Raw genomic sequence first — 21,898 nt, 5'->3', positions numbered from 1 at the left:
CCATCACTGCGCCCACAGGATAAATCCGCCCGGTGAAAGCAGAAGCCCGCTCAGACACCGATTTGTGCAACAGAACCGGTTGGTTACCAAAAAGTTGCAAATTGTGTTCCGGCTGCAGCATTGAGGGGCATGCAACCTCAACCTCAACCTCAACCTCAACCACAGCACTAGACCTGCCTCGTTTGAATTCGTAAGGGCTCCGCTCAGCAGGCCTTGACCATAAACCTAGCAACAGAAAGAAACAGGAACGGATTCGACACCTGAATCGCCTGGATCAGAGCTGGAGCAGAATCTCCGTACCTTTATGAGTCCACAATCCAATGCGCGCACCGTACATAGCGCATTCCTTTGATGCTTGATGCTGGGCATCCACGCGGGCCAACAATGCTTCATGTTGGGCTGCAGTCAGGGCAGTGTTCAACTTAGCTTCGAGATGAGCCAAGTTGTGCTTTCTAGCGTACGCCCTCAGATCCTCACATACCTCAATAATCCAGTCGTGTTCATACATTTCCGAATCCTTGGTTCGTTCACACATCAACCAAAGGATGAATTGGTTAAACGTTGGTAAAATTGCGGGGCGATGATCTGTCGTCCGGATGTGACGATGAACGCAAGGATATAGTTGCGAGGGTTGTTGAAATACTGGAGAGCATCCGTTCATCATTATATCTCGATGCATGCAATACCTCCAGAAGAGCAGCTTGCGTTTGGTGGAATGCGGCGCGGCGAGCCTCTCCAAGGGATGCTGCGGGTCGATGCGATCAGGCAGGAGCAGGTAACGGAACAGACTTTTTATCGCTGACGTAAGCTATATGGCGGTATGGGAACCGACCAACTGAAGGAACTCATCCGATCCGACAATGGCCCGGAGTTCAGTGCTCAGGCCGTTAGAGATCGGATTGCAGCGGTCGGAGCAACGACCGCCTACATCGAGCCGGGATCACCCTGGGAAAACGGTTACTGCGAAAGCTTCAATGCACGCTTCCGAGACGAACTGCTGAATGGGGAGGTCTTTTACAGCCGACGGGAAGCGCAAATCCTGATTGAACAGTGGAGGGAACATTGCAACACCAAACGACCACACAGTGCTCTGGGCTATCGCCCGTCGGCCCCCGAAACCGTCGTCCCGATGGAGCCCAGGCCAATCATGCACCAACATTCAAACTGGACAACTTAGGTGGGGCCGGTCGACTCGACCTGTTTTTCATGTAACAAGCCTAGTAATTTCGGTGATCTCGGACAATGGCGCTTGGACCAACAGTGGCAGGAGGCCTCAACTAGCCCAAGGAGACATCGATCAAGGCTTTAGGATATCCCGACTCCTTCGAAATAGTTACACCAGAAAAAGTCAGGGTGATTAACTCTGTGTTCTTTGTTTTGCCTTAGCGTCACTCATGGCGCAGGCAGTCGCCCACTAGACTTATCAAACCTCCAAAGCAAATTGTATAAGCAGGTCTGATCACAATGATCAGACCTGCTTCACTGTGCGTCGGAGACAGCCCAAACCGGACGTTGGTGTCACTCATATAGATGTTCGCGGCGCGGGCAAAGACACCGCCGAACCACTGCAGGTAGAGGCGTCGCCCGCTAGGGTCGCAGATCGCTGAATTAATGAAACCTTTTCTCGTTTTTGGGTTGAGCGGTGAGTGCATTTCGGCTTGTGTGACGACAAACAAGGCTTAGCAGGTAGAGATTCAAAGACCATGACGGTAACCGTAGTTGCGCTGACTTCAGTGAACGAAGAAGCTGTAGATGCCCTCAGTACGTATATGGGAACGACTTCTGTTTTACTTGAGCGTGCTGAGGCCAGAATCATATCTCGGTTAGAAATCAGTGAAACAATTGTCGGCACATCAGATGCAAAAACTATAACGATTGTTGAGTATCCAAGTCGGTTTGCCGTTTCGCAAGTCTTCGACAGCGCCGAATACGGTTTACTCAAAGAGATTCGTGAGGAAGCGTTTTCTCACTATCAGATATTGATGCTGGAAGGCTTAGAGAGCGAAAACGTCACGTTACCATTTGGTTTGATCCAAAGCTGATCGTATCTCATGTGACGGAAGTTAACCAGTGGCCCCAGCCCAAATCGGGCTCTAGATAGCTGCAGGTGCTCGACTAATTTTGCTTTCGAAATAAGCGGTTTTTGGCGCAGTTCAACAACCGAGAATTGAATCTACAATTTCCGGTTTGATTGAACACTGACGATACCCTACGGCAGAGAATTGTTGGGACTATTCGTTAGACTGTTATGAATTTGGAAACTTGGGATGCTCTGGAAATGAGCCTTGCCAACAGTGTTTTGGCTGATCGCGTCATTGCGAGAACTGCTGTTGTCCGAGCATGCCAGGATAATCCGCTGGCACCTGTTCCACACCTGACGTTGGCCCTCTCTTCAATGGTGGCCGTCCTGGAGGAGGAGTGGTTGATGGGATCACTCGCCGAACAGCAACAACTGCTGGAAGTCTATCGCACCTTGCTTGCCCTTTCCGCCGATCTCGCAGTTCTGGATTTGAAAATGTTCGAACGAAAGACGTGTAGCGACTTGCTGGCCTATTGGTGGGACACTGAGGATAAGTATTTTGTTGTCTCGGGCGCGTGAGTTCATGAAGCCCCCGCGACCAGAACAGCCCACAGAGGACGTTGATATGACTAACGCGAAAGTGGTTCTGCGGGCAGAGCATTTTTTCAGCGTGATCGGGTGAATTTAGCAGCTATTGGTCGCTTGCCCTCTCGCCAAATCTTGTTTGTCGGCATAGCGCGCCCCTGGCACACGCGGTTCGTTGTCAGATAGAATTCTACTGGATAAATTCGCGAAGCACTGGCAGTCAATGTCCTCGGGTTGGCTCGCGCAAAACGATAGTTCTTGGCTAAAGGCTGCTTCTAGTCCTACGCCGGTGGGGTCAGAGAGGCTTGCATCATCTCGTGTCGTCAACGAAGGAAATGAAAAGACTAAGACTATGACTGCTGCACTGGCAAAAACAGCATAAAACAGGATGCGAAAATCGTTTGGCATACGCTTCATCCTCTTTGTCGGGATCAAGCGTAACAGAAATAGCTTAAAAAATGATTGAGCAATAGCCGCCGAGTTGAGCACGATGCCTCACGCGGTAGACGATAGCCAGCCCACAGCGGACATCGGATCTGGCCAGTAGAGTGACCGCAGGGCGGACTTAGCAGCCATTTGAACTTTCCGATCCAATGTCTGGTTCAGAACTTCGACACCCCGAACTGATATGTTCGGGGTGTCGATAACTGTTCATGGCACCAAATTGCTGATCAGGCGGTCACAGCACCAGGCATGGACATTTTCACTGAAATCGCACCTGATTGCTCGTGCAGGTACTCTTCGACGTATTCAAACCCGTATCGCTCATAAAATGGACGGCCGACCTTGTTGTCTTTGAAGACCTCAACCTGCAATGGACCCTTTAGATTCATAATGTGATCCACCATGGCGCGGCCTTGACCACGCCCATGACACTCAGGGTCGAGGAACAGGCCACCAATTTCATTGCCTATCATTGCGATAAAGCCAATGGGCTGGCCGTCCACTTCCAGCACCCATGTTTCCGCATTGGGGAGGTAAGTGCTTCGCATCGCGTCTTTGACGAAGGCAACGAATTCAGCGGCCAAGAATGGGTGCGCGAGGGCGTTTGCTTTTTCCCAAATAGTGATCAGTGCGTCGGTGTCGTTTTCTGTGTATTCTCTAATCATCGTCTTACTTTCGGTTTTTTTTCTGGATTGCACGAATGGTTTTGTGCAGGGCTCTATCATCAGATTTCCGCTCGGCTAGTGAGGCCGAGTTGAACCGCTCTTCGGCGACCAGTTTATGCCAACGGGCCAGTCGATCAGGTTTGATCTCACCGCATTCGATCGCCCCTTTGATTGCGCAACCGGGTTCTGTGTCATGGGCGCAGTCGCTGAACTGGCATTGGCTGGCAAGCGCGGAGATGTCTTCAAAAACATCCGCGATTCCGTCTTGTGCATCCGTCAGCTGCAATTCACGCATTCCGGGCGTGTCAAGCACTGCACAATCGTTTGAGAGGAAATGAAGTTGCCGACGCGCGGTCGTATGTCGCCCCTTGGCGTCGTCCTCACGAATGCCACCGGTTTCGACGGCTTCATCTTCCATCAAAGCGTTGACCAACGTCGACTTACCAACCCCCGACGATCCCAGAAACGCAATGGTTTGGCCTGGCTTGCACCAATCCGCCAGTTTCGATTGAGGCTCCGCCCCAAGCGCATTCAACGCGAGTGCGATCACGCGGTGAGAGATCGCGGAGGCTGCTTCCAAATAGGGAGACGTGTCAACACAGGTATCAGCCTTTGTCAGGAGAATAACCGGCGTGACTTCGGCCTCAAAGGCAAGTGCAACATAACGTTCCAGCCGCGCCACGTTGAAATCCTGATTGCAGGACGTGACGATGAAGACAGTATCTACGTTTGCGGCAATAAACTGTAATCGACGATCCGTTCCTGGCGCGCGCCGCTTGAACAGGCTTTTGCGATGTAGCACCTGACTTTCTGCTGGATGATCGCGGTTGTACAAAAGCCAATCGCCAACGGTCGCGTCCGGCCCCGGCGGAATGAGTGTGTCCACCCCATCCCCAAGGACGTGCAATCCATTGCGGTGAACTTCAGCCACCCGAACAGGCGGGGTATTCGCTAAGTCATCTATGCTTGTCTGTTGTGCAAAAAACGGCTGCCAGCCAAGCTCTTCCAGCTTGGATCGTTTGCGCGCAACCGGTTTTCTTTCGCCAAATGGCGATAAGAATTGGGAGTAGTCCCGTGTCATTGTTGTGAACTTTCATGTTCTGACCTCGGATTGGACCAAGGTGAATAATGTGGATTTTTGGTTGCAAAATACCGTTCGCACGTTTGACTTACGCGCGTGATTTGCTGGTTAGTTTTGCACCGGGAGGACGCTCTGCCTCCCCACATTATCAGGACATAAAATCTCCATTGCGGTAAGGTGTAATTAGCGCCGGTCGGATAACATTGCAAGTCTGACAGCCATTTCTACCATTCGTGCAAAGCGCAGCATCCGGCACTTTGCGCTCTCTGCTGAAATCTGACGGTTTTGGTCGGTTGACCGATGGAAGCTCCAAGCGGACGTTGGCTTGATAAGGTCGTAGGACAGGCCGCGGACAAACCCGTCTTTAGCTATGTGCTACTCAACGTCTGGTAGTGTGCAACATTCCAACCTATTTTCGCGATACTCGCCTGAATATGCCGGGCGATGATCCTGTGACTCGCTTGAATGCACGATTGAAAGCATTCACGTCCGTGTACCCAGTTTTCTGTGCTATCTCATCAAGTGATAAATCGCCATCCTCGAGAAGTTGCCGGGCAACTTGTATCCGCCAGGTCACGACGTAGTTCATAGGGGTCATCCCAATGGCGGATTTGAAATAGACCGAGAAGGCCGTTCTCGAAAAACCGCCTAGTTTTGCGAGACTTTCGACCGTCCAAGCGGCGGTCGGGTTCTCATGAATCTCGTTGAGAACATCGTGAAGTCGTGGATCAGATAAGGTATTCAGGCGGCCATCAGGCAAAATCTCATGTGCTATCCAGTGATGGATTGCGTAAATGCACAAGATTTCAGTAAGCCTGTTTAGAACAGCTTTGTGCGGTGCAGTCTGTTTGGACAGCTCGGACTCGATAAGGCGCACAATCAATCCGATCTCGTTTTTCGTTTCTCCCGCATATCTTCGTTCTATCAACATAGACGGAAGTTGCGAAATCAAAGCTGGTGGCGCGGTACTACTCATCTTGAAATACCCGCACAATATGCTGGTTTGGTGCTGTTCTTTATTCAAATGTTCAAATACCGGACCGATTTCAGTATCGGGAATGTTGTGCAGCGTTCCATTCTGTGTGTTCGGTCCTTCTTTGATAATGTGCTTCCTGCCATTTGGGATGATGACAAACTCACCAGCGTCAACGCGTTCGCGCTTTTCTGTCCCCGATAACTCAACCCAGGTTGAGCCGGACAAAACCAGATGGAACCTCGCCAGATTTCGATGTTCTTCAACAACCATGTTCCACGCTGTATCAAGGTTCTTGCCGATGTAGGCCGCGCCTTTGACTCGTATAAGGTCGAGTAGTTTCGAAGTTACTTCAGACATGCTTGGACCATACGCAAAAATTAATCCCAGCCAACCGGCGAACGCCCTGTCTGTACGATCTGCAAGAAAACAAGAACGCTGCGCCATATTATATGGCAACGCATTGGGTAGAGTTGGAGACGCTCGCCGGAGACAGCTCTCCTGCGGCTGCTGCAATAACTCCGAAAGGGAAAATATGAAATTAGTATCAAGCCTTACTCTGGCGCTGGGACTCGGAGCCGTAATCTTAGCAGTTGACCAGACGTCTACGCCCGCGCTCGCTCAGGATACGAGCGATTGGATGCCAAAATGGACTGACAGTGGGGAACTGATCCTGCCCGAAGGTTATCGTGAATGGGTATATCTTGGATCGCCCTTGACCCCCAACGCGCTGAACGGTGGGGAGGCTGGATTCCCCGAATATCACAATGTCTATGTCCACCCATCCGCATATGCGATCTACAAAGAAACGAAGGTGTTTCCTGAAGGCACAATTCTGTTGAAAGAACTGCAACTTACTCAGGAAGCCCAAGAAGAAGACGGATCACGCTCCGAAGTTTCCGGGCGCGGTTATTTCCCGGGAGCCTTCAACGGCATTGATATCTCAGTCAAGGACTCAACACGGTTCTCAGAGAGCGAAAATTGGGGTTACTTCAATTTTGGTCACCATGCTCCGCCTTATGCGGCGACGGCAGCTGCAGCACCCGTCGAAGCATGTGCACAGTGTCACATTGATAGCGCTGACGAAGACATGGTCTTTACGCGCTTTTACACAATCCTGGGCTCCAACTAAGCCAAGCAAGTTAAAAAGATGATCCGGCGCTCTAACTCCGGGTCATCTTCCCCTGACTCGTTGTCAATTCCGGCGCCGTCTGCCCTGCGGTTTGGTGCCGCTATTATGTTTCTACTCCAAGAAGATAACCACAATGGACCTTGATCAGTTTGCTGAGCAACAGCTGGATACTTTGCGAGGCGAAGGCAATTACAGAGAGTTTGCAGATCTGGAACGACACGCAGGTTCGTTTCCGAATGCGTCTCGACACAGGAATGACGGGAGCTCCGAGCAGATCAAGGTTTGGTGTTCAAATGACTATCTTGGGATGGGGCAACATCCCAAAACCATCGCCGCAATGACGCAGGCCCTTGCCCAATACGGTGCTGGTGCAGGTGGCACGCGGAATATTTCAGGCACCACGCATCATCACGTTCTGCTGGAACGCGAACTTGCTGATCTGCATCAGAAACCTGCAGCACTGGTGCTGACCTCAGGCTATGTCGCCAATTGGTCTACACTCGGCACGCTGGCCGCACGTTTACCCAATTGTACCGTATTCTCAGACAGCATGAACCACGCTTCGATGATCGAAGGCATCCGCCATTCCAGAACAGCCAAGAAAATCTGGCGCCACAATGATGTAGAGCATCTCGACGAACTTCTATCGCAAACCGATTCCGGCACGACCAAAGTTGTGGCATTTGAATCTGTATACTCAATGGACGGAGATATCTGTCCGATGAAAGATATATTGGATGTTTGCAATAAACACGGTGCGATCTCATATCTCGACGAGGTTCATGCCGTGGGCCTTTATGGCCCCCGCGGCGCTGGAATCGCAGAACAATGCGGCCTTATGGATCGTGTCGACATCATCCAGGGCACGTTGGGCAAAGCTTTTGGTGTGATGGGGGGGTACATCGCAAGCTCGCATAGTGTGGTCGATTTTGTACGATCCTTTGCATCTGGGTTTATCTTCTCGACAGCTTTGCCCCCGGCTTTGGCAGCAGGGGCATGCGCATCGATCAAACACCTCAAAGTCAGCAATTCCGAGCGGGAAGGACAGCGCGCCAATGTGCGTGCTCTTCGCGAACGCCTCGAAGATATGGGCATCCCGCACCTGCGAAATGAAGGCCATATCGTGCCGGTGATCGTGGGAGACGCGTACAAGTGCAAACTCATATGTGATACGTTGCTGGAGAAGTACGGAATCTATGTTCAACCCATCAATTATCCGACCGTTCCCGAAGGGACTGAACGCCTGCGCATCACACCCGGACCATATCACTCTGCGCAAGATATCGATATGCTTGTGACGGCGATCGGCAGTATTTGGTCAGAATGTGCGTTGTCTTCATTTCGTCCCCCTGTGGCCAAGACCAATACGCCGACAAATGTCTAGGCTGGTTTTTTTTACGAAGATTTGCGGCTTGATCGAAGGAAAAACACTATGACATTTGACTTCAAAGCCACCTCTAATCTGTCCTTCGTGTTACTCGCAACCTCTTCGATTGCTTTTGCGCAGATGGACGCACCGACTAATCGCTGCGATGTAAAACCGCGCGCGGGGATCGACTGGCATGGCTGCGACTTGTCTCACCAAGACTTGTCGGGTGTGGACTTGCAAGGAGCCAATCTTCGGGGGGCAAAGTTTTCGGCTGCCAAGCTGCGTGGCGTAAACCTCTCAAAATCCGACCTGCGAGAGGCGGAACTTCTTGGCGCGGATCTTCAAAGCGTTGATTTTTCAGGTGCTGATCTGCGTGGGGCGTTTCTGACAAAAGGCCCATTCCATTAGGGATCGGAACACGCAATGCAGACGTTCGAACGTGGCGCAGCATCGGTAACAATGGGCTCGATGCAGACCTTAGCCGCAAACTTCGCCGACGACCGATGCCAGCCCACAGCGGACATCGGATCTGGCCAGTAGGGTGACCGCAGGGCGGACAAAGCGACCGTCCGCCTCAACCATAAATATGACCGCTCCCAGCCCAAAGGAGACATTGAATTTGTGCGCGTCGGGCGGATTAATCTGCAGAATCCTGGACGCTATCGCTTGTTGAAGCCAACCGTTCCTTCACTACTTGCGCAAGTTGCTTGAGATTGATGGGCTTGCTCAAGAACGCATCAGTTTGAGACATCACTCTTTCATGGTCTTCATCACCAGACGCTGCGTAGCCAGATATGAGAATTGTCGGCACTTGCGGGGCATGCATTTTGACGTGTTGAATAATGTTCCAACCTTGAACTGAACCGGGCATAACTGCGTCGGTCAGAACTAGGTCGGGCAAGCCTTTTTGGGCCATGGCTTCGAGCGCATCTGACCCGCTCTCAAATGTTGATACGCTGTAACCTTCCCGCTCAAGCATAGTTGCCATAGCGCGAAGCAACTGCCTGTTATCATCAATCAACATTACCGAGTATAGTTGCGGTCTCCGAATTTTGTTCAGGCTGTTAGCCGCTGGGTTTTGATCCCCTTGCGGGATCTGATCAGTCGACGGCAAAACAATGCTAACAACCGTTCCAAAGCCACGTTCGCTGTCGACTTCGACGGTGCCCTGTGATTGTTCGGCAAAACCTTTGACCATAGAAAGGCCGAGCCCGGAGCCGCCGTCATCCCTACTCGTGGAAAAGAATGGGTCAAAAATTTGATCTCTATTCGCGTCAGGAATACCGATGCCGTTGTCTGCAACTGTAAAGCGGACACATGTTCTGCCACTCAGCACATCGTTAGATGCTGAAAATGAGATTTGTCCTTGGCCAGCGATGGCTTGTGCGGAGTTGAGCGCGAGGTTCAGCAAGGCGCTCTGCAGCGCTGACGAATCGACCATCACATTGCCAACCTCTGATTCCACTGCAAATTGTAGGACGATACGGGGTGGAAACAGTCTTCTCGCATAGCTTTGGAGCTCCTCAAACGCACTGCCTGGAGAAACGGCTATCGGTAGTAGAGGCGCTTTTTGACCGAAAGACAAAAGCTTCGACGTGAGGTCGGAACAACGCTCTGCTGCATGTAGTGCTTCAGCTGCAAGGCTATCAGCTTCCCTTCTGCTTGATGCACCCGGCACCAGTTGCAGGTTGCCTGAAATCACGCTCAAAAGATTGTTGAAGTCGTGGGCTATCCCGCCTGTCAGTTTGCCCATAACGTCCAACTTTTGTGATTGCTGTAACTTTTCAAGCGTCTCCAGCGACTGCGCTTCTTTTCTGTACGACTGCGAAAGCATGACAACAAAAAACGCAGAAATAGCCACCCCACATATAGCGAAGAGAGTTGCCTCGGCGGTCACCCCCTCCATGAAAATAGAATGCATCGAGATGGCAACAAAAACGGCGGCGTCGGGTACTAGGAAGCACATCAGAATGCTTGGGAAAGCTGCCCGATTGAGCATGGAGTGCATGCTTGAGGCTGTGACGAGTGCCAGTGCTGCAAACTTTGCGACATCAGGACCCAAGAACCAAAGATACACTGGCATCGCGCAGTAAACCGAGGCTTCAACGAACAGGACGTAAAGCACCAATGTGTATTGAAGCCTCGTAGGCGAGCTAGGGACCAGCCGTACAACCGCTTTTTCGCAGAATTGCATTGCGACGTAGCAAGCACCCCACGCAGCACACACCCACCACCCAGCCAAAAAATAGCTGCAAGTACAAACACCCAAAATCAAACAGACTTGGAGAATAAACTCTGGGTCGGTGGGCGGTTCTAACCTTCGAAGAAGACGGATTTGCGGCGAGAAGTCAGCCTGTTTCATCTTGCCTCGCTCCGGGCCCTATAGTTTTGAGCACGTCCTCACCATCAGGTGTTCCGGGTCAACAAGAATTTTAGCCTCTGATATGCAACCTCAATCTCCATGGCCACGTCTTCAAACCCTTGCCTTTCAGCAGCAAGCTTCAAGTCGCAAAGAACGTCTATTGACCAGCACATTTCATGATACGCCGTTGGCACACGATTTAGTTGATGCCCCGTTCCTTCGATCACTGCCAGCAACGGCTTTGGTGAAGTGTTTCTACTATCGGTAGTGTTCATGCAATTGCCTTCCTGAAATCACGCATCTGTGAGAAAAGCTTAGGAGTTGGCGGTGAATCAATGGCGCAGAGTTGAAAAATCCATGAAGAAAGTTGATGTTTTGGCTCTTGATGGGCGGCTGCTTAAGACGTTTCTTGCAGTTTATGAAACCAAGTCGGTCACGCGCGCATCCGAGATGCTTGGCGTGAGCCAATCCTCGGTCAGTCATAGTCTGAACAGGTTGCGAGACTGCTTGGATGACCCGCTATTTCGCAAACTGGGTCGGGGCATCACGCCTACAAACGCAGCAGCACTAATTGCTCCAAAAGCAGCTCAGATTGTCAGCGACATGGAAGGGTTGGAGCTACACAGTGAGTACGTTCCGGCTGTAGACGACGGTTTCTTTACGATTGCTACAAATGTGACAGAGTTGCTGCCCGCTCTTTCTGCTTTGAAGAAGCGAGTTGAGGATAGTTCAAGCAATGCAAAGCTCAAGTTTGTCGAACTTGGAGACCGAAGGCGGGCGCTTGAAGTCTTGGACAAAGATTTGGCTGACCTTGCGGTGACAGCATCTGTTGGTACGTATCCTTTGGAACTCTCGGTCACGCGATTATACCAAGACCCGATAGTTTGCTTTTACGACGGACGCTGCCGACAAGCGCCATCAAGTTCCATTGATTATTGTGCGTCGCGACATGCCGTATTGGACTTCGGCGGAGAGAACAAAAGTATCGTCGACAGAGCGTTGGAGGGTTCTGGTCTATCAAGAAAAATACACTTTGCCGCGTCCAACTCTTATGCGCTGGCGAGGCTCGCAATAGGCACAGACGTTATAGCAACCCTTCCTAGGGGGATAGCCAGTGACGCCTTTCGCGGCTTCGAGTACTGCTCTGCGCCGTTTCCTCTACCACCTGTGACGTACGACATGGTTTGGCATCGACGATATGAGGGCTCTGCTCGGCACATATGGTTCCGACAGACCTTTTCTGAAGCTGTGACGATGTCACCGCATCTGTGAAGACTGATTGTCAATGACTATGCGTCTGGTCCGAAAACCCTCGAAGCCCAAAGCATGCAGCTCTTAGGCCCGGACTGCACCTCACGTCGGAGAGGGCTCAGTAAGGACTGGCGCTGCATCTGGCTCCAAAGTCGCACCCAGCCCAAAGCCGACCTTCGCTATTTGCTTTCGCCCCGGTGAAGCTTGGACAGCAGCTCTGCGACCGAAGCTTGGAACTCGTGAATTAGTTCCTTAACGTTGCAACCAGCATCAGTCATGGCCGACTGGAACTCTTTTTCGCTCAACGACAGCATGCGTTCCGGATCCTGTTCCGCTAGGGTCAGGATGCATTGAATTCCGCCGCGCTGCGTGATTCACGGCTACGAAAACGGAGCGGTAACATGAGCGATCTCTTTTGGCTGAGCGATGCGTAGATGGCGCGTCTTGAGCCCTTCTTCCCAAAGTCCCACGGTAAACCCCGCGTCGATGACCGGCGCGTGCTAAGTGGGATTATCTTTATCAATCGCAATGGGTTACGTTGGCGCGACGCACCGGTGGAATACGGCCCGCACAAAACGCTCTACAGCCGCTGGAAGCGCTGAAGCGAGAAAGGCATCTTCGCGCGGATGATGGCCGGGCTGGCGGCAGAACACGGTGAGAAGACGACCGTGATGATCGACGCGACATACTTGAAGGCCCACCGAACAGCGACCAGCATGGCCGCCAAAAAGGGGGGCGTGGCCGCCTGATCGGTCGAACCAAAGGCGGTATGAACACCAAGCTGCATGCTATCTGCGACAGTCAGGGGCGACCAATCGACCTGTTCGTTACCGCCGGACAGGTCAGCGATTACATCGGCGCACGGGCCCTGCCGAGCGGCCTGCCAAACGTGAAATGGCTGCTCGGGGATCGCGGCTATGATGCTGACTGGTTCAGAGAAGCGTTACAGGACAAGGGGATACGCGCGTGCATCCCAGGCCGGAAGAAACGCAAGACGCCGGTCAAATACGACAAACGTAGATACAAGCGCCGCAACCGCATCGAGATCATGTTCGGCAGACTCAAGGACTGGCGGCGTGTCGCGACCCGTTATGACAGATGCCCGAAGGTGTTCCTCTCAGCCATAGCCCTCGCGGCTCTCGTCATTTACTGGTTATGAATCCTGACCCTAAGTCGAAAATCCAGAGTTGATCCAACGCTCATTTTGCACATACGCTTCCGAACTCTTAGCTCTCGATGCATTGAAGATAAACCAGAGCGTCGTCCACTGCTGCGTGATTTTACATAAAATGTAAAGAAGATGTCGAGTAGGTTTGTACCGAATCATCGGAATCATCGTGGGCCAAAATGCATATTCCTCTTAGTCGAGACGAAATAGCCGCTTTTCTTGAGATCGCTCCAAAGCAAGTAGAACACCTGTGGCACAGGAAGTTTCTGCAGAGATCGCTCCATTGTGAACATCGTCCAGTTACATCGCTGAGCTACTCAACCATCTACGACGTTCTTGAATATGCCCTGACGGCTGGTGTCCTTCCCGTTAGGCTCTCCAAGGAATGCGCCGCCCTGTGGATCCTTCAGCTTGCAGAACTAGACGAATGGGATTTGTTTGAGTACGCTTTGGTCGCGCAGAAATCCATTCTTTTGATGGAGAGCGCGATAGATGATGATCTCACTGAAATGACCATGGATCCATTGCGTGTTGCTAGAGTCATCCTTGCTACCCAGACTCTACTACTTGAGTTGTGTACAGACCATAAGATAGCCAGTTATTGTGACAAGCGACCAGCCCAGAGCGTACGTTAGCTAAGCGCGGTCGGACGCCTGCCTGGCGGGACAAAGCCGCCATTTGGTATTTAGGCTTCAATGTCCGCTTCGTGCAAATTGCGACGGCAGCGAATGCAACGCTACTGCGTTGCTTGGCTTTCGCAGTAACTGCACGTTTTCGGGTGAACGTCGGTTATGGAAGTTTCCCTTAGGCGCTCGACAAGGTTTTCTTCGATTTCGTCGAGCACTACTGCAACACGTGCTTGAAGGCCGGTTTCGACGCTGCAGTCGGACGGCTCGTCGTCCTGACTGGCCCCAGATACAAGCCGTTCGTCGAGGGCGAGATAAACATCCGCCAACGAAATGTCGTCTGCAGGTACCGAAAGTTTCCACCCCCCTGCGTGACCCTTCTCCGACGTGAGCAATCCCGCTTCCCTCAGTTTTCCGAGAACGCGGCGTACTACAACAGGGTTGGTCCTGGCGTGATCCGCGATGTCCGCCGATGTTCTCACGCGATCAGGGTCCCCTGCCATGTGGCTAAGGGTGTGAAGTGCCAAGGAGAGGCGGCTGTTGCGCTTCATGAACGAGTTTCTCCAGGTGAGTGACATACGTAACAATTTCAGTTGTATTTGTCTAGTAACTGCGCAAGTTGCGTGACTCTCAGCGCGCCTCTTGGAGATCACCCATGCAAGACAATCGACTGCCTGTCACGGTTCTTTCCGGCTTTCTTGGAGCGGGGAAGACGACGCTTCTGAATCGGGTACTCAACAACCGCGAAGGACGTAGGGTCGCGGTAATCGTGAATGACATGTCAGAAGTGAACATCGATGCAGACTTGGTTCGGGCCGATACACAACTGAGCCGGACCGACGAAACGCTGGTCGAGATGTCGAACGGGTGTATCTGTTGCACATTGCGTGACAATTTGCTCGACGAAGTTAGACGGCTCGCTGCTGAGGGTCGATTCGACTATCTTTTGATCGAGTCCACGGGCATCTCAGAGCCACTCCCAGTCGCAGCAACCTTTGATTTCCGAGACGAATTCGGCGACAGTCTCGCAGACGTGGCCCGCCTCGATACAATGGTGACCGTTGTTGATGCCGTAAATTTGCTGTACGACTATTCCTCCTACGATTTCCTCCGGGATCGCGGCGAAACAATGGGTGAGGAAGACGAACGCACATTGGTGCATCTGCTGACGGATCAAATCGAATTTGCGGATATCGTCATCTTGAACAAGGTGGACGATGCCGGATCAGAAAAGACAGATGCGGCCAGAAAGATCATTCGCAGTCTGAATGCGGACGCAGAGATTATTGAGACGAACCACTCCTCGGTGGCGGCAGACAAAATCCTGGATACTGGCCTTTTCGATTTCGAACAGGCTCATGAGCACCCGATGTGGGCAAAAGAGCTTTACGGCTTCGCAGACCATGTGCCCGAGACCGAAGAATATGGTGTCACGTCGTATGTTTACCGCGCTCGGCTTCCGTTCATTCCTGAGCGCATCCTAGAGGTGCTGAATGGCGACCTACCCGGAGTTATTCGAGCCAAAGGTCACTTCTGGATATCTACGCGGCCGGACTGGGTAGCCGAGTTCTCCCTTGCCGGGGCGCTCAGCAGCATAAAACCTCTGGGCACGTGGTGGGCCTCCGTACCAGAAGACCGCCGCCCGACGCATGACAGTGCACGGGCCTATATGCAGGCACATTGGCAAGAACCCTGGGGCGACCGACGTCAAGAAATTGTATTCATAGGGGCCGGTATCGATTGGCCTTCTTTGAACAGCCGCCTGGATGCTTGTCAGGTCCCAGCCATCGCAGCACTTGGGCCTAGCAATCTTCCCGTCTATCCCGATCCCTTCCCAGGCTGGCGTCGTGTGGAGGACGTTGCGTGAGCTTTGGGCAGAAAGCCGTAAAGAACGCGGCCATTGGTGTCGCTATCGCCGATGATCCAGCATCTCTGACGACTTTCTTGCAGCCTGGTTGCGCGGCGGCGATTTGGAGACGGCAGACGGCTCCCAATTTTCGGCAATGGCTGAATAATTTGGATCCGGAGTCCCTGCCAAATGGTCGTGTTGTTCTTCCTGTGAACACAGTGCCGGATGCAATCCAGCAGTTGTGCGATATGTCCGGGTTGGAGGAAGGGGCCGAGCGGGATTGGTTTGAAAACGATATTGACTACCTTGCCAAGACGTTTTCCGGCCTGATGCAGGCGAAATACCTAAGGCTCCGACTTCAAGCTGTCACGACGAACGCTTGCCGGAAGTTCCACATTGATGCCATCACAGCCCGATTGGTTTGCACTTACCTTGGCACTGGAACGCAATACGGGATTTCGATGGACGGCGACGACCCCAAACGGGTGTTCACAGTACCGACAGGAGCGCCGATACTACTGCGCGGCACACTGTGGCCCGCCGAACCTAAGTCCGGCCTGCTTCATCGGTCTCCGCCAATTGAGGGCACCGGCGAAACCCGGCTCGTTTTAGTGCTCGATCCGGTCTTCGATCCGGATGTCGAAGAGTAAGCCGCAACCTGGGACAATTCAGTTTGCATCGGAAGCTGCGTAACGGCGATCCCATGCTGGCATACAAGGGACCGCCTGATCCGCTTCGCCAATGGCTGTCCGAGGCGGCATTGCTTTGGTCACCATCTTCCGTTCGCCAGATTTGGTCAATATCCAAGGTGAAAGGTCTGACGTCTGAAGAAACATTGCTGTAGCTAAATCAGGCGGAACTCCGAACCCTAGCTCGAGACCGGCACGCCACCTCTTTCAAAATCAATCAGATGTCGAGCCGAAGCCGAGTGAAATCGTAAGGCTGCCCTCTTGGGCCGTCGCAGGGAGAACCTCGGTTTGGGAATGCCATCACCGCCTCCAACGTATGCTCTGGGCCATTCTGTTCCATTTGTTCAAGGTGCAAAACTCATGCGATTTGGGCTCTCTCCAGGCGTTAGCTGCACGCCGCGTCGACGACCAGTGCCAGAGCATCGAGGGAAAGCTGGATCGGCTGCTGCTCGAGCGGGGCCGGGCGAAGTAGACTGTCAAAGCGATAGGTGAGCTCACTCGACAATGAACCGGAATGCAGTTGTTCTTTGAATCACGAATAACAGTAGTCCTGCAAACAGAATTGCAAAGAGACGCAACGTTTTGAACCTCGTCGGGCGTCGGTTTTGGTTCGCATGCACCGTAAGTGTTATCCGATACGTGACGATGGGAACTTGATTACCGTCGCTTCGGTTGCACTAGGTTCGGCAGCAGTTTGCAAACTACTGATTGCGAAATCAGTCTCGTTTTCTTGTCCTGCGTCAAGAGACGCGATTTCCCAAATCGCGACATTCATTGCATTCTTTACAGCATCAGCAACCGCGGGAAGGTCGTTTCGTACAGCGTAAGCATGAAGGTCATCACAAACAGCTACAATCCAATCGAAGTTCTGCATTGATAAACCTGCCCATAAGCTCTGTTAGAGTGATCATTGGACCGCAAAGGTTAACAGATTCTAAACAGGGGTCGAGTTTGTGGATAACTTAGTGGGCGCTTTCTCCATTCAAGCCCGTCGTGTCGCTTGGCAGTTTTGCGTGTGGGTAGTTGGGGTCGTCTCGCAGAGCTTTGAGCACTTGGAGAAGTGCAAGATAGGTGCCAGTGAATCCGTGGCAACGCGCGTTTTCGGCGGCTGTAAGGACGTTGCATTCAAAATCCGAGTGGTCGTACATCGTTAATTTCCCCTAACACTGGATCCCGTGTGACTGCTAAAGGTTAACAGGAAATTAACCGAAAAAATGTTCAACCTAGAGTTAGCCAATTACCGCCAGTCCGGATCATGTTGTAGGCGAGTATCTGCCAGCGCACTACATATGCTAAGGGTTGTACCGGTGTATCGGAATTCACCTTAAGGTAACCTTGGATCTTTGACGCGTGCCCGTTGCGATGTGAAGTGGTCCCAGAAAACTGGACAGTCCGCTAAGGTGTATCCCAGACCTTTGAAGGGATACGGAAATGGCGAAGCGCCGGAAGTTTACAGACCAGTTTAAGGCCAAGGTGGCGCTGGAAGCGCTAAGAGGCGACAGGACGATCCAAGAGATCGCAGCGAAGCACCAAGTACACCCGAACCAGGTCAGTACGTGGAAACGTCAGGCTGTCGAAGGCATGGCGGATGTGTTCTCACACGGGGGCAAGCCCGAGGGTCCGACAGAGGCGGAGGTCAAAGAATTGCACGCCAAAATCGGGAGGCTGGCGGTCGAGAACGATTTTTTGTCGGAAGGGCTCAAAAGGTGAGCCCGGCCAAGAAACGCGCGATGATCAAACGGGATCACCCAGAGCTGAGCATCAGCCAGCAATGCAAGCTCGTGCGGCTATCGCGGTCGGCGTTCTACTACACACCGGTCGGCATCGGCGCGGACACGCTGGCCATGATGATGAAGATCGACCGCGTGTTCACCAAATATCCGTTTTTTGGCAGTCGTCAGATCACCGCCTATCTGCGAAGAGAAGGGACAGTTGTCGGGCGTCATCGCGTCAGGCGATTGATGGCGAAGATGGGTCTGGAAGCGATCTATAAGCGCCCCAGAACCAGCCAGCCACATCCCCAGCACCCAGTCTTCCCGTATCTGCTGAGGAAGATGCAGATCGATCGGCCAAACCAGGTTTGGTGTGCCGACATCACCTTCGTGCCGGTCAAGAACGGGTTCTTGTATCTGGTCGCGATCATGGATTGGGCCACGCGCAAGGTTTTGAGCTGGCGGCTGTCGAACACGATGCACGCGGACTTCTGCGTCGAAGCGCTGAACGAGGCCATCGCCAAACACGGCCCACCGGAGATCATGAACACAGACCAAGGCAGCCAGTTCACGGGATCGGCCTGGATCACGACGTTGACTGCAGCGGGTGTACGCATCTCAATGGACGGCCGCGGCCGATACCTCGACAACATCTTCATCGAACGGCTGTGGCGCAGCCTGAAGCAGGAGGCGATCTATCTCGAGGAGATCGGTGATGGATTCCAAGCACGACGCGTCATCAAAAAATGGATCGCATTCTACAACAAAGAGCGACCCCATTCCGCGCTTGATCGGCAAACGCCTGAGGACGCATATTGGTCCGGCTTGGAAGAACAGAAAGCAGCATGAAACCTAAACACGATACACCTTAGCAAAGCTGCAAAGCTGTCCGAAAAGGTGGGACCACTTTAATGCTCACGGTAAGGTGTGTCAATGTGTTCTTAACACTGTGCCCGCGAGCTCGGCGTCGATGTCTGGCGGATTTGCTTGGTTGCCTAGTGACGACCCTCAGTGAAAGTTGGATCGCAGGGCGGTGCAGCCGCTCATGTGCAAGGTTCTCTGGTCTGTGCTGGGCGCACTTTCGTAGCCGCGACGAATTGCTCAATTTCCCTCAGGTCTCTAATTTACTATTTGATTTTGCGCGTGTTTGGAGAGGGCCAAATGAGCTTGCCACTTGCTTATTGCGTGATTGTCCTGGGAGTGATTTGTTTTCAGATTGCTATGATCTTCGGTGCTCCGTGGGGCAGGCTCACACAAGGCGGTCAGACCGAAGGCTCACTTCCAACATCAGGTCGGTTGGTTGTGGCTGCTTCCTTTTCGTCTTGGTTGGTATGGCGCTAGCAGTGCTATCTGCCGACGGTGGCTGGCCGGGTTGGCCGTCTTGGGCGGCATGGATTGCTCTCTCGGTGAACGCTTTGAGTATGGTGCTGAACTGGATTACACCCTCAAAAGAATAACGTAGGCTTTGGGGCCAGATCATGGCGGTCATGTTCCTCTTGGCCGTTGCCGTTTTTTGGTTCCGATTGGAAGCGGATCTCGTAGTTTTAGCGGGAATTGGGTCGTTAAGAAATAGCAGCAAAACTAGGTATGCGACATTGGTGCGCACTGCAGCATTCCGCGCTTTAGGGTCATATCTGACATCCGACAGTTTTGTAGGGCGACTGGTTTTACAGGCGGCCTGCGAGATGCAATTCAAATGGTGTTAACAGCCCATAGGTGTGAAAGTGAGCGAACAACCCGTCATAGATTCGAGCTCAAGCTTAGTTCCTCTGCCGCCCCACCCAAAGCCTGACGATTGAACAAGGCTGGCATAGAAAGGTGCTTTGCAGTCTTTCAATTCCATGTATTTTATTGGCAATGTCGCTCAAACCTTTCATCCCTGAAATTCTTGCGTTTCTAGCGTATCTTTGTTTTCTCATCTTTGGACGAGACTTAGCCAAGGAATGGAAAGGCAAAGGTTCCTTCTTCGTTGCAGTGTCCGGCATGTTTGTCTTGATTGGCGTAACGTCGTTGGGAGAGTACTTGTGGGGGCGGGTTTTTAGACAAGACGATCCGCGTGTCGTTGAGTTAGAAAAGCAAGTCTCAGAACTCTACCAAGAGATGAACCGTCTGAAAGATGTCGAACTCGCATCCACCAAGGCAATTGCGGAAGCATCGAAGACATTCCAAAATCAGGCGGAACTCGCGGAACCGCCCCAGGATCGCTCTACTTCGGTCTTGACGACCAATGAGCGACCGCCCAACTTGACTGAGAGCAACGTCGATCTCGCCGAAGATGCTGGTGCGTTACCAACATCCACACAACTCATTTTGGCGGATCTGAAAGACAAGCGGGAAGATCTACCCGAAAATCCTCCCCCCCAAATTGAACCTGTTCCGGATGTTAACCTTGCATTGCTCCAACAAAGAGCCGAGGCCGTTTACGGCGCTATGCTGACCAAGACCTATGACGATGGTGGAGCCTACCAAGGAACATTCCTCAGCGGGCTACAAGAGGGATTTGGGACTTATTCTCTGCCAAATGGATACAGCTATTCAGGCGAATGGTCCGGCGGTGAAATTACTGGGCTTGGCCAAGCTACGTTCCCGAATGGTTCTGTCTATCAGGGTTACTTCGAGAAGGGGAAACCTCAAGGTACAGGGAAGATACGCTTCGCCGATGGAGGAACGTATTCTGGCCAATGGGACAAAGGCGAAATTCGGGGCACAGGCAGGGCGGAATACTCCAATGGATCTGTATACATGGGTGAGTTTGCGAATGCCCAACAAGATGGTTGGGGGAAGCTCACGGCACCTAATGGGTATGTTTCTCAAGGAGAGTGGCAAAACGGCAAATTACAAGGCGTTGCAAAGATCAATTACCCCGAGAACGCACTCTATTACGGCGAAGTCTCAGATAATCAAAGAAGCGGCCAGGGTACTTTGTGGATGAGCGATGGGTTAATCTATGACGGAAATTGGTCTGACGGTCAGATCAGTGGCGAAGGTGTTCTGGTTCAAGCAAATGGTGACTTCTATAAAGGTACTTTTCGCGACGGAGAACGTAACGGCAAAGGACGGATAACCTACGCCAACGGGGACTCATACGATGGGCATTTCCTGAACGGCAAGCGTCATGGCCACGGCACGTTTACAGCGACTGACGGATCTACCTATGTAGGTACCTGGGTTGATGGCGAAATGAACGGTGAAGGCAGCATCCAATATGCAGATAGTGGGAGCTACACCGGCAGTATCGCGAACAATGCACCGAGTGGAATAGGTACAATTATCTATGCAGATGGATCGTCCTATGAAGGAAACTGGGTGGATGGTCAGATAGATGGAAAGGGCACCGCGCGTTGGGCAAACGGGCTTGTCTATACGGGAGAGTTTCGTCGTGCTCTGCAGCATGGATTTGGTGCGGCGAAGTATGTCGATGGATATCGTTATGAAGGGCGCTGGGTAGAAGGAAAACGCGAAGGGGCTGGAAAAGCAGTCTATCCCGATGGAACGATATACACTGGCCAGTTTCTCAACGGACAACGTCACGGCGATGGTACTATCGAAATGTCGAATGGGTTTAAATTCTCGGGCAACTGGATTGCCGGTGAAATTTCCGGGTTTGGCACTGCAAACTATTCCAATGGCGATATCTATGAAGGGCAATTTCTCGACGGTAAGAGAAGCGGTCAATGCCGAATGACCTACGCAAGCGGAGAGGTAGTAGAAGGTATTTGGGAAGACGGAGCCCGAGTTCAGGAGTAAGTCAGCTCAACAAAGTTCACCGATGCCGCTCAAAGTGCATTAGACAATTTGGATGTGGTCTTGCCCCCGATTCAGATTACCGCTTTCTACGGCAGCAAAACACTATTCTTCCACGAAAGGGGCTGAAAGACGTGTTTCGCTGCTCTGTTGGTTCTGTTGCACAAATCGGTGTCTGAGCGGGCTTCTGCTTTCACCGGGCGGATTTATCCTGTGGGCGCAGTGATG

Annotated in this window: 18 protein-coding genes and 2 pseudogenes; 13 read left to right on the top strand and 7 right to left on the bottom strand. The window is 52.3% G+C overall.

Translation table 11 applies throughout. From position 1 onward, the window contains the following. Positions 1-847: 847 nt before the first annotated feature. The 3 genes and pseudogenes from Q0936_RS20215 to Q0936_RS20205 form a co-directional block, all read left to right on the top strand. Positions 848-1,177: pseudogene (locus Q0936_RS20215) on the top strand (integrase core domain-containing protein); the annotation flags it as partial. Positions 1,178-1,703: 526 nt separating this feature from the next. Continuing rightward, positions 1,704-2,042 (top strand): DUF1330 domain-containing protein, encoded by a 339-nt coding sequence (locus tag Q0936_RS20210; RefSeq protein ID WP_299146636.1) that lies wholly within the window; start codon positions 1,704-1,706, stop codon positions 2,040-2,042. Positions 2,043-2,278: 236 nt separating this feature from the next. After that, positions 2,279-2,599 (top strand): hypothetical protein, encoded by a 321-nt coding sequence (locus Q0936_RS20205; RefSeq protein WP_299146635.1) that lies wholly within the window; start codon positions 2,279-2,281, stop codon positions 2,597-2,599. Positions 2,600-3,276: 677 nt separating this feature from the next. Here the strand turns inward: Q0936_RS20205 and Q0936_RS20200 are convergent. The 3 genes from Q0936_RS20200 to Q0936_RS20190 all read right to left on the bottom strand — a co-directional run bounded on the left by Q0936_RS20200 (position 3,277) and on the right by Q0936_RS20190 (position 6,128). After that, positions 3,277-3,714 (bottom strand): GNAT family N-acetyltransferase, encoded by a 438-nt coding sequence (locus Q0936_RS20200; protein ID WP_299146634.1) that lies wholly within the window; start codon positions 3,712-3,714, stop codon positions 3,277-3,279. A gap of 4 nt (positions 3,715-3,718) precedes the next feature. Next, on the bottom strand, positions 3,719-4,795 hold the full coding sequence (gene rsgA, locus Q0936_RS20195; protein WP_299146633.1) for a ribosome small subunit-dependent GTPase A: 1,077 nt from the start codon (positions 4,793-4,795) through the stop codon (positions 3,719-3,721). 409 nt (positions 4,796-5,204) lie between these two features. Beyond that, entirely contained in the window at positions 5,205-6,128 is a 924-nt protein-coding gene (locus Q0936_RS20190; protein ID WP_299146632.1) for an AraC family transcriptional regulator, read from the bottom strand. A gap of 280 nt (positions 6,129-6,408) precedes the next feature. Between Q0936_RS20190 and Q0936_RS20185 the strand changes: the two genes are divergently transcribed. From Q0936_RS20185 to Q0936_RS20175, 3 genes are all read left to right on the top strand, one after another. Further along, positions 6,409-6,900, top strand: a complete 492-nt coding sequence (locus Q0936_RS20185) for a cytochrome P460 family protein (protein WP_299146631.1) — start codon at positions 6,409-6,411, stop codon at positions 6,898-6,900. 133 nt (positions 6,901-7,033) lie between these two features. Further along, entirely contained in the window at positions 7,034-8,284 is a 1,251-nt protein-coding gene (hemA, locus tag Q0936_RS20180) for a 5-aminolevulinate synthase (protein ID WP_299146630.1), read from the top strand. A 48-nt stretch (positions 8,285-8,332) separates the two neighbouring features. Next, on the top strand, positions 8,333-8,677 hold the full coding sequence (locus Q0936_RS20175) for a pentapeptide repeat-containing protein (RefSeq protein WP_299146629.1): 345 nt from the start codon (positions 8,333-8,335) through the stop codon (positions 8,675-8,677). 229 nt (positions 8,678-8,906) lie between these two features. On the opposite strand, the gene Q0936_RS20170 is transcribed toward Q0936_RS20175, so the two are convergent. Together Q0936_RS20170 and Q0936_RS20165 are read right to left on the bottom strand one after the other, a co-directional pair. Further along, positions 8,907-10,631, bottom strand: coding sequence for an ATP-binding protein (locus Q0936_RS20170; protein WP_299146628.1), 1,725 nt, complete (start codon positions 10,629-10,631; stop codon positions 8,907-8,909). A gap of 44 nt (positions 10,632-10,675) precedes the next feature. Continuing rightward, a complete protein-coding gene (locus tag Q0936_RS20165; protein ID WP_299146627.1) occupies positions 10,676-10,906 on the bottom strand; it encodes a hypothetical protein in 231 nt (76 codons plus the stop codon). Between the two features lie 52 nt (positions 10,907-10,958). Here Q0936_RS20165 and Q0936_RS20160 point away from each other — a divergent pair, with 52 nt between their 5' ends. Together Q0936_RS20160 and Q0936_RS20155 are read left to right on the top strand one after the other, a co-directional pair. Then, complete coding sequence (locus Q0936_RS20160; RefSeq protein ID WP_299146626.1) at positions 10,959-11,903, top strand: LysR family transcriptional regulator; 945 nt, start codon at positions 10,959-10,961, stop codon at positions 11,901-11,903. Positions 11,904-12,316: 413 nt separating this feature from the next. Further along, positions 12,317-13,041: pseudogene (locus tag Q0936_RS20155) on the top strand (IS5 family transposase). 745 nt (positions 13,042-13,786) lie between these two features. Here the strand turns inward: Q0936_RS20155 and Q0936_RS20150 are convergent. After that, on the bottom strand, positions 13,787-14,227 hold the full coding sequence (locus Q0936_RS20150) for an Rrf2 family transcriptional regulator (protein ID WP_299146625.1): 441 nt from the start codon (positions 14,225-14,227) through the stop codon (positions 13,787-13,789). Between the two features lie 104 nt (positions 14,228-14,331). Between Q0936_RS20150 and Q0936_RS20145 the strand changes: the two genes are divergently transcribed. Genes Q0936_RS20145 through Q0936_RS20135 form a run of 3 tightly spaced genes read left to right on the top strand, consistent with a single transcriptional unit; the run spans position 14,332 to position 16,369 of the window. Continuing rightward, entirely contained in the window at positions 14,332-15,543 is a 1,212-nt protein-coding gene (locus tag Q0936_RS20145) for a GTP-binding protein (protein ID WP_299146624.1), read from the top strand. Then, positions 15,540-16,175, top strand: coding sequence for a DUF1826 domain-containing protein (locus tag Q0936_RS20140; RefSeq protein WP_299146623.1), 636 nt, complete (start codon positions 15,540-15,542; stop codon positions 16,173-16,175). Before Q0936_RS20145 ends, Q0936_RS20140 begins: the two co-directional genes overlap by 4 nt. Positions 16,176-16,183: 8 nt before the next feature. Continuing rightward, positions 16,184-16,369: a DUF6525 family protein gene (locus Q0936_RS20135; RefSeq protein WP_299146638.1), complete on the top strand. Its 186-nt coding sequence runs from the start codon at positions 16,184-16,186 to the stop codon at positions 16,367-16,369. 473 nt (positions 16,370-16,842) lie between these two features. Here Q0936_RS20135 and Q0936_RS20130 read toward each other — a convergent pair whose 3' ends face one another. Next, entirely contained in the window at positions 16,843-17,088 is a 246-nt protein-coding gene (locus tag Q0936_RS20130; protein WP_299146622.1) for a hypothetical protein, read from the bottom strand. 557 nt (positions 17,089-17,645) lie between these two features. On the opposite strand from Q0936_RS20130, the gene Q0936_RS20125 reads away from it, so the two are divergent. Together Q0936_RS20125 and Q0936_RS20120 are read left to right on the top strand one after the other, a co-directional pair. Continuing rightward, positions 17,646-18,775, top strand: a protein-coding gene (locus Q0936_RS20125) for an IS3 family transposase (protein WP_299296486.1) whose coding sequence is annotated in 2 segments (ribosomal slippage) — positions 17,646-17,895 and positions 17,895-18,775 — 1,131 coding nt in all. Because the reading frame shifts where the segments join, the coding sequence is not laid out codon by codon here. Between the two features lie 1,008 nt (positions 18,776-19,783). After that, on the top strand, positions 19,784-21,673 hold the full coding sequence (locus tag Q0936_RS20120; protein ID WP_299296488.1) for a 2-isopropylmalate synthase: 1,890 nt from the start codon (positions 19,784-19,786) through the stop codon (positions 21,671-21,673). Positions 21,674-21,898 lie beyond the last annotated feature (225 nt).

It is taken from the genome of uncultured Tateyamaria sp. (assembly GCF_947488715.1).
Lineage (GTDB): Bacteria > Pseudomonadota > Alphaproteobacteria > Rhodobacterales > Rhodobacteraceae > Tateyamaria.
The sequence above is the reverse complement of the archived record's forward strand: the minus strand, read 5'-3'. Positions and strand labels throughout refer to the sequence as shown.